This is a genomic window from Hylemonella sp. GW821-FHT12C09, from assembly GCF_058807395.1.
Genome location: NZ_JBXAQQ010000004.1, coordinates 25,989 through 37,282 on the forward strand (window position 1 = coordinate 25,989; position 11,294 = coordinate 37,282).

Genomic DNA, 11,294 nt, shown 5'->3' on the forward strand with positions numbered 1-11,294 from the left:
AATAGATATTGCAAATCAAATGGCCGTTTAAATAGAAAGATCCTAAAGTCAACGCACTTTCACGCAAGGAGTGCCATCATGAAAAAGAACCTGACCCCTGCCAGCCATCGCCAGCCGGTCTGGATCGAATGCCTCGCCGCCCTGGCGATGGCCAGTTGAGCTCTTCCTGCCTGAAGTTTCCATCCCAACCCCAAGGAGAAGACCATGTCCAATGAAGCCAAGTGCCCCTTCCATGCCGCCGGCGGTGCCCGTGCCACGCACGGCGCCCAGTCCAACGCCGACTGGTGGCCCAAGCAGCTCAACCTGTCCATCCTGCACCAGCACCAGCCGGCCTCCAACCCCATGGACCCGGACTTCGACTACGCCGAGGCCTTCAGCAAGCTGGACTACCAGGCCCTCAAAAAAGACCTGGCCGCCCTGATGACCGAATCGCAAGACTGGTGGCCGGCCGACTGGGGCCACTACGGCGGCCTGATGATCCGCATGGCCTGGCACGCCGCCGGCACCTACCGCACGGCCGACGGCCGCGGCGGCGCCAACACCGGCAACCAGCGCTTTGCGCCCCTGAACAGCTGGCCCGACAACGGCAACCTGGACAAGGCGCGCCGCCTGCTCTGGCCGATCAAGCAGAAGTACGGCAATGCCATCTCCTGGGCCGACCTCTTCATCCTGGCCGGCAACGTGGCCATGGAAACCATGGGCTTCAAGACCTTTGGTTTCGGTGGCGGCCGGGCCGACATCTGGGCGCCGGAAGAGGACATCTACTGGGGCGCCGAGAAGGAGTGGCTGGCCACCAGCGACAAGCCCGACAGCCGCTACAGCGGCGAGCGCCAGCTGGAGAACCCCCTGGCCGCCGTGCAGATGGGCCTGATCTACGTGAACCCGCAAGGGCCGGACGGCAAGCCCGATCCGGTGGCCTCAGGCCGCGACGTGCGCGAGACCTTTGCGCGCATGGCCATGAACGACTACGAAACCGTGGCCCTGGTCGCCGGCGGCCACACCTTCGGCAAGATGCACGGCGCGGGCGATGCGGCCCTGGTCGGCCCCGAGCCCGAGGCCGCGCCCATGGAGGAAATGGGCTTTGGCTGGATCAACAAGCACGGCAGCGGCAAGGGTGGCGACACCACCACCAGCGGCTTCGAAGGCGCCTGGAAGCCCAACCCCACCCAGTGGGACATGGGTTACCTCAAGGTGCTGTTCAAGTACGACTACGAGCAGATGACGACGGCCGCCGGCGCCATCCAGTGGCGCGCCAAGAACGTCGCCCCCGAGGACATGATCCCCGACGCACATGATCCGTCGAAGAAGTACGCGCCCTCGATGACCACGGCCGACCTCTCGCTCAAGTTCGACCCGGCCTACGAAAAGATCGCGCGCCACTTCCTGGCCCACCCCGACGAGTTCGCCGACGCCTACGCCCGCGCCTGGTTCAAGCTCACCCACCGCGACATGGGGCCGAAGAACCTCTATCTGGGCCCCGAGGTGCCCGCCGAAGACCTGATCTGGCAAGACCCCATCCCGGCCGTCAAGCACGCGCTGATCGACGCCAGGGACGCCGCCGCGCTCAAGGCCCAGGTGCTGGCCTCGGGCCTGCCGGTGGCCGAGTTGGTGTCGACCGCCTGGGCCTCCGCCTCCACCTTCCGCGGCTCGGATCGTCGCGGCGGTGCCAACGGTGCGCGCATCCGCCTGGCCCCCCAGAAAGACTGGGAAGCCAACCAGCCGGCCCAGCTGGCCAAGGTGCTGGCCGTGCTCGAAGGCATCCAGAAGGCCTTCAACGCCAGCGCTGCCGGTGGCAAGCAAGTGTCCCTGGCCGACCTGATCGTGCTGGCCGGCAACGCCGGCGTGGAAGCCGCCGCCAAGGCCGCCGGCCAGCCGGTGGAGGTGCCCTTCACCCCCGGCCGCGCCGACGCCACGCAGGAGCAGACCGACGCCCAATCCTTCGCCGTGCTGGAGCCGGTAGCCGATGGCTTCCGCAACTACCGCAAGAAGGCTTACAGCGTCTCGCCCGAGGAAATGCTGCTCGACAAGGCGCAGTTGCTCACCCTGTCCGCGCCCGAGATGGCCGTGCTGGTCGGTGGCCTGCGTGTGCTCGGCGCCAATGTGGGCGGCAGCAAGGCCGGTGTGTTCACCCAGCGCCCGGGCCAGCTGACGAACGACTTCTTCGTCAACCTGGTCGACATGTCCACCGCCTGGAAGCCCACGGGCGACAACGCCTACGAGGGTAAGGACCGCAAGACCGGCGCCGCCAAGTGGACCGCCACCCGCGTGGACCTGGCCTTCGGCTCCAACTCGCAACTGCGCGCCATTGCCGAGGCTTATGCACAGGACGACAGCAAGGCCAAGTTCGCGCGTGACTTCGTTGCGGCCTGGACCAAGGTGATGAACCTGGATCGTTTTGATCTGAAGTGATCCGTCTTCGGGTAGATAGGACAAAGGCCACCTTCGGGTGGCCTTTGTCTTGGGGTGCAGAGTATGGCTGGCGGTGTCGGCTTGTTAGAAGATTTCGAGCGTCTGCAGGTTATAGCTTCAGGCTGACTGCAGTCTCTCGCCGCAAGCCAATTCAGGGGCGGCTCTAGACCAGTAGTTGCCATTCATCCTCCCTGTCATTGGTCTTGATTTGATGTATTCAGGCGCGGAACACTTCTTCCGCCATGTTGTCGAGCTTCTCCTTCACCGCTGTCCAGTTCGGCATGTGCCGAACCAGGGTCCGGTAGAACTTGGGGCTGTGGTTGTGGTGAAGCAGGTGGCACAGCTCATGGAGCAGCACGTAGTCGATGCACTCACGCGAAGCCTTCACCAGCAACGGGTTCAGTGTGATGCGCCCTGAGGGTGAGCAGCTGCCCCATTGCACGGTCATGAACTGCAGGCGCGTTGGTGGAGGCTGCTTGACCCATCGCAGAGGTAATGCGACTGCCGTAAGTCGGTCAGCAAAAACCTCCCGCGCTCGCTGCCGATACCAGGCATCCAAGGCTGCCTTGATCGCGGTCGGTGCTTGTTCGGGCGTCGTCACGGTGATGAACGCGCCGCGCATCCGAGCCTCTGCCTTGGCCCCTGCGTCGATAACGACCTTCAGGCGATAGCGTCGCCCCAGATAGTGCAGTGATTCACCGCTCACATATTCCCGAGGCAGTACATGGGCCAGTCGTGCCCTGGCTGCGTCCACATACCGGCTGATCCAGCGGGCCCGTTTTTTCACCGCCACGAGCACATCTGCCAGAGGCGCGATGTCCGGCGCATCCACCAGCACGCGTGCGTCTGGCTCCACATGAATGGCAACGCGCGTCACGATGCGCGACGGTTGACGACGAAGACTGAATGCAATAACTTCATCGCCATAGGCGATGCGGTGCTGTGAGACGCGTTCAGTGACTTGCATGCTCAAGACTTGTTCAGCCCGACACGCGTGATCTGGATGACTTGCTCCACCACCAGCTTCGCGTTGTCCAATCCCAACGTGCCAAACAGCAGGGGCAGCAAGCCTTTGCGGATGGCGGCTTCGATGTTCTGTGGGTTGAGTGAGTTCTCTGCCACGGCGTCCCGCACCATGGTGTCCATCGCAATCGCCTGTTGCACCAGCTTGTCCGTCGCCTCGCCACTCAGTGCGGCAAAGGCCTCGTCCCCCAGCACCAGACGAATCGCGCCAAAGTAGGCTTTCGCGTGGGGCTTGTCCGCCAATGCACCCGGCATATCAGGGGTTGCTCGGGCATCCAGCTTTTCCTCAAAGGACTTGAACAGCGCGTACTGTTGAAGCGGATGGTCGAACATGGCCTCTGCTTCGGCGATGGCCTGGCGCAGCAGTTCGCCAAACACCTTCTGCGCATAGGGGTCGGCCGCCAGTTCCTGCTCGATGGTCTTGCGTAGCCGGGTGCGAATCATGTCGGTCTCGTTGCGCGTTTTCTCTTCCGACCAGTCCTTCGGGTCTTCTGCTTGCCCCAACTGATGTACCAAATACACCCCTTCAGGTTCTCGCACCTCTGTGCCGATGACCTGCTTGTCCACCAGTTTGCGGATTTGCTCTTCGTAGACGCTGTAATCCACGGTCTCCATGGCATCACGGCGGGCGGTCTGGCGCAGCTCGGTGAAGAAGCGGAGGTCGGCCTTGTACCGGGCAATCTGTGCCTCAGAAAAACTCTTGTCTTCAAAGAAGCTGCGTGATGAAAGCGCGGTCTGCAAGCACAGGCCGAAGGCAGTCAGTGCCTCGTAGAAGTCGTCGCGCAGCTTCTGCCGCTCGTCGTACTCCTCGCCGTCGCTGCCCTTCACGAACTTCGGTGCCAGCACCTGCCGGTACTGCTCACGGTCGAGCTTGTTGGTCACCGAAGTGAAGAACGACCACAGCGCATCGTGCAAGGCAGGCAGGCGCTTGTACTCCGTGCTGAAGGGGTGATACAGACCCTCCAGGTCGCTGATGTCAAAGCCGCCTTGCGTACGGGCTTCCAGGTCCTGGTAGGCGCGGATGGCGGTGTCGAGTTCCTTCAAGATGCCTCTGTAATCCACCAGCACGCCGTACCGCTTGGCGTCATGCAGGCGGTTGACGCGTGCCACGGCCTGAATCAGGTTGTGCCCTTTCAGCGGCTTGTCGATGTACAGAACCGTGTTGCGGGGCTCATCGAAGCCAGTCAGCAGCTTGTCCACGACGATCAGCAAGTCGGGGTCGCCGTCCGTGCCAAAGTCATTGATCACCTGTTTCTCATAGGTCTCTGCATCGTTGCCGCAGGTGGCCATGGCCTGCTTCCACCACTTCTGCACCTCGGGCAAGGTGTCCTCGTCCACATCGGAATTGCCTTCGCGGGTGTCCGGGGCCGAGATCACCACCGCACTGGTCACCAAGCCGGTGTCGTCCAGCGACTTCTTGTAGCGAATGGCGTCGAGCTTGCTGTCGGTGGCTACCTGGCCTTTCAGGCCGAGCCCCAGCTTCTTGATGTTCTCGTTGTAGTGGGTCGCAATGTCCCAGGCAATCAACTCAATGCGGTTGGCAGCGCCGTAGATGGCGCCTTTCTTGGCAAACTTCTTTTTCAGGTCGGTGCGCTGGGCATCGCTCAAGTTGCTGGTGATCTTCTCGAACCAGCGGTTCACAGCCTCTTCGTTGATGTCCAGCTCGGGCACACGCTCTTCGTAAAGTAGCGGGGCCACGGTTTCGTCCTCCACCGCACGTTGCATGGTGTAGGCGTGCACGATAGGGCCGAACTTGTTGGCCGTCTTTTCGTTCTTGAGCAAAGGGGTGCCGGTGAAGGCGATGTAGGCTGCCTTGGGCAGCGCCTTCTTCATGCGCTCATGCGTCTCGCCGCCATGGCTGCGGTGGCCTTCATCGACCAGCACGATCATGTCGGCAGAGTCGTTGCGGCACTCCGGCAGCTTGGACGCTGTATTGAACTTGTGCACCAGCGTGAAGGTGATGCGCTCAGTGCCCTTGCCGATGCGCTGGGCCAGGTCACGACCAGACAGCGTGCGGCTCTTCTCGCCGTCTTTCTGCGTGGCGATGCTGGAGCCAAAGGCGCCGCCGCTCATGAAGTTGCGGGCGAGCTGGGTTTCCAGGTCAATGCGGTCGGTTACCACGACCACGCGGCATTCCTTCAGGGCATCGACCAACAGCAGCGCCTTGGTCAGGAACACCATGGTGAAGCTCTTGCCCGACCCCGTGGTGTGCCACACCACGCCACCCTCGCGGCCACCGCCTTGCGATTCAGGCTTCTTCTGGCTGATGCGCGCCAGCAGCGCACAGATGCCAAAGAACTGCTGGTAGCGGGCCACAATCTTGCCCACCTTGCGGTCGAACAACACATAACCGCGCAGGAATTCGAGCAACCGTGCCGGAGTCAACAGGCTCACCAGCAAGCGGTCCTGCTCGGTGGCCTGCATGGGCGCGCTCCACAACGTGTCGAAATACGCAGCCAGCGCGGCAGGTTTGCCCTCGAACAGCGCAGCGCGCACGTCGGACTTGAGAGCAGCATTTTTGAGCGCCTGCATGTGCGCCTCGTCAAACTCCTCTTCCCGCCACTTGGCCCAGAACTTGGCCGCCGTGTGCGTGGTGCCGTAGCGCCCCTCGGTCTGGCTGATGGACAGCAGCAGCTGGGCGTAGGCAAACAGGTTGGGAATCTCGTCTGGCCGCTGGTTGCGCAGGTGCTGGCTGATGCCCTCCGTCACCATCGCCTTGGCGGGGTGGCTGCCGCCGCCCGACTCGGGCCGCTTGGCCTCGATCACCACCAGCGGAATGCCGTTCACATAGGCCACCACATCGGGCGTGCGGTGGTGCGTGCCTTGAGCGGCCAGCACCTCCAGTTCTTCGGTCACATCCCAGCGGTTGGCTTCTGTCTGGGCCCAGTCGATCACGGGAATGGTGGGCTGGTGCTTCTTGCCATCGGGCATGAACTCCGTCACCGTGATGCCCAGCGCCAGCTTGCCGTACAGCCGCTCGTTGGCGGGCATCAGCCCCTCGGCCAGGCTCAGCGCCGACAACTCCCGCACGATCTGGTCGATGCCGCTGGGTGACAGCGGATACCACTGGCCCTTGTATTCGTAGCGCCGGGTTTGCAGCACCTCGACCAACCGGGGCTTGAGCAGCACCTCGCGCGTGCTGCCGCGCAGGGCCAGTGCCTGCGCCGTGGTGATGAAGTTCCAGCCCAGGTTGCACAGCAGGTACAGCGCGGGCAGATGGGCGCTGTACTGTTCGCGGGAGTTGGGCGTGGTGTTCATGCCTGCACCTCTGTTTCGGCTTCGGGCAACTTGACGCGACGCTTGCCGGTTAGGAGTTGGGACATGAGGGCGGCTTTCTCTCCTCTCATCAGGGCAAGCTGCCGATCATGGAGGTCTACCGCCGCCTGCAAGAGGTCTATCGCATCGGCAATGCGTACTTGCTCCGCCAGGCATGGAGCTTTAATTGAGATGCGCAGAAGGTCGGCTGGATTAACACGCCGAGCCTTCCGCCCGCCGTTAGCTAAACCAAGATGCGCAACATAGAAGGACTCTCTTGAGACGTAGTGCAGGAACCATCTGGGATCAACCCCATCGAGAAAGTCGAAGGCCGGCAAATCAAGCGTGCTCTCATAGCCATCCAACGGATCGGGGACGATGCCAAACGCGCCGTTCAAAAAATCGAGCTTGCTGTAGATGAACTGCCCTGCGGAGCGGCGGTAATACTGCGTCGATTCACTACCTAGCCGCTTCTCAGACTTGCCGACGACCCCTTTCCCATATAGCTTGACAGTGAGCTTCTTGGCCACATGGCCGCCTGAGCCCACCACACGGCTTTCTCGAATCATCTCTGACAACGGCTTGGGTTTCCATAGGCCGAAATTGCCAAACCGCTTGTGTCCACTAAGCACCGCGTTACTGAATTCTTCTGCCTGTTGGATGCTGTTCGTCAACTGTCGCTCAGCAATAGCAATAGATTGATCCCAGGTGGAGAGGATTTGGGCGATGCGGCGCTGCTCATCGGGGTTCAATGGGCATGGAAACTCAAACCCTCTGATGTCATTCGGACTGATGTGAGGAACCGCCGTCTCGGTTTTTTGCCCTCTCAGATGCTCGATGAACCGGTGCGTCTGTAGAACATGTGCCAGGTAACCTTGATCGAAATTCTTCTTCGCGCGAAGTCTGGCCACTCGCTGAACCAATAGCGAAGGTAAATCCTGCTGTCGAACAACGCTGCACTTCAGCCCGGCATTCACAATTGGACGATCCATCGCAAGGACGATGTCACCCGCTCGTATTTCATATCGTTGGAGAGCTTCGGCGTAGGGAGTTGCCCAGTGCTTAGCATCGTCCCAGCGTAGCGAGCCTTGAATGATGTTGTCTCCGCGAAGTAACCTTACTGCTGATTCCCCAGCTTCCACATAGTCTTCACTGCGGAACGCATTGCCAGTCAATAAGTCTGCGCATTCGTCGACTGTTTGTTTCTTCCATCCTTCAGGCAGCATCACGCCCCCCCTTCTTCTTAGGCGGTTGCGGCTCTGCTTCGACTACAAGCGTCTCACCCGCGCCACCCCGCCCTTCCAGCAAACGATCAAAGTCCGACTGGTACAGCCGATCCTGCACGATCCGGTATTTCTCGAACTCGCTCTCGGCGTGGGCTTTCGCGATCTCTGCCGTGACCTGGCCTGCGTCCTGCAGCACCTGCCGATCGGTGGCGGCGATGAAGCGGTTCAGGCGCGTCTCCCAGTCCTGCATGGTCATGGGGATCTGGCGCAGAGCCATGTCTTCGGCCAGATCCAGATAGGCGGACACCAGGCGCTGCAGTTGCGCCATTTCGCTTTCCGTCAGGTAGTTCTTGGCCACTACCACGTCAAATTTTTGAATCTTGCCCGCAGGGGCGTCTTTCCAGGAGGTGAGGCCCATGTGGTCTTTGCTGGCGTCGGCGCGGCTGTGGATGACCTCTGCCGCCGTCTGCCCGTGGATGGCCCAGTGCAGCTTGTTCTGCACGGTGGCAAAAAAACGCTGGGTGGCCAGGGCCTGGGCGTCGTAGTCGATGGCCGTGGCATAGAGATCGGTGATCTTCTGATAGAACTTGCGCTCGGACAGCCGGATTTCCCGGATGCGCTGCAGTTGTTCTTCGAAATACCGCTGGGTCAGGACTGAGCCATCGTTTTTCAGGCGCTCGTCGTCCATCGCGAAGCCCTTGAGGGTGAAGGACTCGACGATGGCGCTGGCCCATTTGCGAAACTGCACCGCACGCTCGGAGTTGACCTTGTAGCCCACCGCGATGATGGCGCTCAGGTTGTAGTGCAGGGTGTCGTAGCTTTTGCCGTCGGTGGCAGTTATCCGGAATTTCCGGATAACTGAGTCCTCTTGCAGTTCACGGTCGGCAAAGACTTTTTTCAGGTGCTCATTGATCGTGCGGACGTTCACGTCGTAGAGCTGGCCCATCATCCTCTGGCTCAGCCAGACGTTTTCGTCGGCGTAGATGGCCTCCACGCCGCCCTGGCCTGCAGCGGCCACGAAGGTCAGGTACTCGGCGGCCGATGAACGCGTGAGGCCGGGGGCGACTGTTATGGCCTTGGCGCCCGCCTTGCGGGAGGGGGCTTTGCGCTCATTCATAACCCAGCTCCTTGAGATAGACGGCCATCTGCGTTTCCAGGCTGGCCAGTTCGGCCTTGAGTTGCTCGCGCTCCTTGCGCACGGCCATCAGGTCGATTTCGGCTTCTTCCTCAAAGGTGTCCACGTAGCGCGGGATGTTGAGGTTGTAGTCGTTCTCGGCGATCTCGGCCGGGGTGGCGAGGTAGGCGTACTTGTCCACGCTCTGCCGTGCGGCGGCGGTGGTCAGGATGCGCTGCAAGTCGGCCTCGCGCAGCAGGTTCTGGTTCTTGCCGGCCTCGAAGTCGCGGCTGGCGTCGATGAACAGCACCTTGTCGTCGGCCTTGTTTTTGCGGAACACCAGTACAGCGGCGGGGATGCCGGTGCCGTAGAACAGCTTTTCGGGCAGGCCGATCACCACGTCGAGCAGGTTCTCTTCGATCAGCTTCTGGCGGATGCGCCCCTCGGCGGCGCCACGGAACAGCACCCCGTGCGGCACAACCACCGCCATGCGGCCGGTGCCGGGCTTCATGGTTTCGATCATGTGCAGGATGAAGGCGTAGTCACCCTTGGTGCGCGGCGGCAGGCCGCGGCGGAAGCGGCCGAACTTGTCGGCGTCAGCCCCCTCGAAGCCCCACTTTTCCAGGCTGAACGGTGGGTTGGCCACCACGATGTCGAAGTGCTTGAGGCTGGCCGCGCCGTCGAGCAGCTTGGGATTGCGAATGGTGTCGCCCCATTCGATGCGGTGGTTGTCCTCTCCGTGCAGAAACATGTTCATCTTGGCCAGCGCCCAGGTACTGCCGATGGCTTCTTGCCCATAGAGCGCGTACTTGCGTGAACCGGTGTTCTCGCGGATCAGGCGGCCGCATTTCATCAGCAGCGAGCCTGAGCCACAGGTGGGGTCGCAGATTTCGTCGCCCTCTTGCGGCGCCATCAGGCGTGCCATGAGTGCGGAGACTTCGGGCGGGGTGTAGAACTCGCCGGCCTTCTTGCCGCTAGTGGATGCAAAGTTCTTGATGAGGAACTCGTAAGCGTTGCCGATCACGTCGAGCTGACCGACGCGGCTGGGGCGCAAATCCAGCTCGGGCTTGGCGAAGTCTTCCAGCAGGTGGCGCAGGATGTCGTTCTTCTGCTGCTCGTCGCCCAGCTTGTTTTGGTTGAAGCTGATGTCCTGGAACACATCGCGCAGCTTGGTGATGTTGGCCTCTTCAATGGCATGCAAGGCCTTGTCGATGCGTTCGCCGTTGCCGGGGCTGTGCCGCAAGGTGTGCAAGGCATAGAAGCTGGCGCTGGCGGGCAGCACGAAACGCTCGTTCTTGAGCATTTCCTCAATCAACTCGGGGTGGTCGCCGTACTGCTTCTTGTAGGCGTCGTAGTGGTCTTGCCAGACATCCGACACGTACTTGAGGAACAGCATGGTCAGGACGAAGTCCTTGTAGATGCTCGGGTCCACGGTGCCGCGGAAGGTGTCGCAGGCGGCCCAGACGGCGGCGTTGATATCGTCCTGGCTGACAGAGGTGATTTCGGTGGTGGTGTCGTTCATGGTGTTGATTCCCTGGGTTGTTCAGTGAGCAGCCTGTGCGGCATGCGCCAGACCTTCCGCAAGCGCCTGGAGTTGTTGCTCGCGGTTGTAAATGAGTTGGTGCAGGGTGTGGCGCTCCTGACGGGCGAGGTCGGCCAGAGCCACGATGCGTTGCTGGTCTGCCAGCGACGGCAAGCACAGCGTGAGCGATTCCAGTACGGGTCGACGGATGCTCAACTGGCTGCTGCCTTCAGCTGCTTGTTGAAGCTGACGCTGGAATGGGGGTTGGTTGATCTGCCACGCCAGGAAGGCCGGCAGCAGCGGCGCCCGTGGCATCACTTGAAGCAGAAAGAAGTGTGGGCTGCACACGGCGGCACTGGGAGGCTCGTCAATACAGACAGCGTAGAACCTAGCGCCCTTGGAAACAAACAGCACGTCACCGGCTTTGAGCCAGTCTGGCTCCTTGCGGCCAGCGAGGGATGTGCGGATAACGCCTGACCAGTTCACCCCATGGTCGGGGTCAACGTCCTTCATCTGCACAGCCAGAGTGCCACCATCGGCCGACTCCTCGATAGAGCCGCGAAAGGGGTAGCCCCCCTGCAGGGAGGCCAATCCACCGATAGCAAAACTTTGTGCATCAATCGTCATGACGCATATTTTATACAAATTTTAGAAGGATGTTGGATTTATTTGCATCATATCGATTGATGCTGTTATTCTGGGTAGATTCGCGCCTATGTCGCATAGCCTGGCGTTGCAACGCCAG

The 11,294-nt window shown here is 61.3% G+C and carries 7 protein-coding genes; 1 reads left to right on the forward strand and 6 read right to left on the reverse strand.

Features of this window, described 5'->3' with window-relative positions; genetic code table 11:
- Positions 1 to 204: 204 nt before the first annotated feature.
- Positions 205 to 2,409 carry a catalase/peroxidase HPI gene (katG, locus tag AC1RRP_RS08055; RefSeq protein WP_493034959.1) on the forward strand — a complete coding sequence of 735 codons (2,205 nt, stop codon included), beginning with the start codon at positions 205 to 207 and terminating at the stop codon, positions 2,407 to 2,409.
- Between the two features lie 217 nt (positions 2,410 to 2,626).
- On the opposite strand, the gene AC1RRP_RS08060 is transcribed toward katG, so the two are convergent.
- Genes AC1RRP_RS08060 through AC1RRP_RS08085 form a run of 6 tightly spaced genes read right to left on the reverse strand, consistent with a single transcriptional unit; the run spans position 2,627 to position 11,176 of the window.
- Positions 2,627 to 3,376: a M48 family metallopeptidase gene (locus AC1RRP_RS08060; RefSeq protein ID WP_493034961.1), complete on the reverse strand. Its 750-nt coding sequence runs from the start codon at positions 3,374 to 3,376 to the stop codon at positions 2,627 to 2,629.
- Between the two features lie 2 nt (positions 3,377 to 3,378).
- Positions 3,379 to 6,690, reverse strand: coding sequence for a type I restriction endonuclease subunit R (locus AC1RRP_RS08065; protein WP_493034963.1), 3,312 nt, complete (start codon positions 6,688 to 6,690; stop codon positions 3,379 to 3,381).
- Positions 6,687 to 7,913, reverse strand: a complete 1,227-nt coding sequence (locus AC1RRP_RS08070; RefSeq protein ID WP_493035516.1) for a restriction endonuclease subunit S — start codon at positions 7,911 to 7,913, stop codon at positions 6,687 to 6,689. The genes AC1RRP_RS08065 and AC1RRP_RS08070 overlap by 4 nt, the downstream gene beginning before the upstream one ends.
- Positions 7,903 to 9,030 (reverse strand): virulence RhuM family protein, encoded by a 1,128-nt coding sequence (locus tag AC1RRP_RS08075; RefSeq protein ID WP_493034965.1) that lies wholly within the window; start codon positions 9,028 to 9,030, stop codon positions 7,903 to 7,905. The genes AC1RRP_RS08070 and AC1RRP_RS08075 overlap by 11 nt, the downstream gene beginning before the upstream one ends.
- Positions 9,023 to 10,549, reverse strand: coding sequence for a type I restriction-modification system subunit M (locus AC1RRP_RS08080; protein ID WP_493034967.1), 1,527 nt, complete (start codon positions 10,547 to 10,549; stop codon positions 9,023 to 9,025). Before AC1RRP_RS08080 ends, AC1RRP_RS08075 begins: the two co-directional genes overlap by 8 nt.
- 21 nt (positions 10,550 to 10,570) lie before the next feature.
- Positions 10,571 to 11,176, reverse strand: coding sequence for a restriction endonuclease subunit S (locus AC1RRP_RS08085; RefSeq protein ID WP_493034969.1), 606 nt, complete (start codon positions 11,174 to 11,176; stop codon positions 10,571 to 10,573).
- Positions 11,177 to 11,294 lie beyond the last annotated feature (118 nt).

Bases quoted from the DNA above. Each gene is read 5' to 3' on its own strand.
- katG (WP_493034959.1), top strand. From the start codon at position 205: ATGTCCAATGAAGCCAAGTGCCCCTTCCATGCCGCCGGCGGTGCCCGT.
- AC1RRP_RS08060 (WP_493034961.1), bottom strand. From the start codon at position 3,376: ATGCAAGTCACTGAACGCGTCTCACAGCACCGCATCGCCTATGGCGAT.
- AC1RRP_RS08065 (WP_493034963.1), bottom strand. From the start codon at position 6,690: ATGAACACCACGCCCAACTCCCGCGAACAGTACAGCGCCCATCTGCCC.
- AC1RRP_RS08070 (WP_493035516.1), bottom strand. From the start codon at position 7,913: ATGCTGCCTGAAGGATGGAAGAAACAAACAGTCGACGAATGCGCAGAC.
- AC1RRP_RS08075 (WP_493034965.1), bottom strand. From the start codon at position 9,030: ATGAATGAGCGCAAAGCCCCCTCCCGCAAGGCGGGCGCCAAGGCCATA.
- AC1RRP_RS08080 (WP_493034967.1), bottom strand. From the start codon at position 10,549: ATGAACGACACCACCACCGAAATCACCTCTGTCAGCCAGGACGATATC.
- AC1RRP_RS08085 (WP_493034969.1), bottom strand. From the start codon at position 11,176: ATGACGATTGATGCACAAAGTTTTGCTATCGGTGGATTGGCCTCCCTG.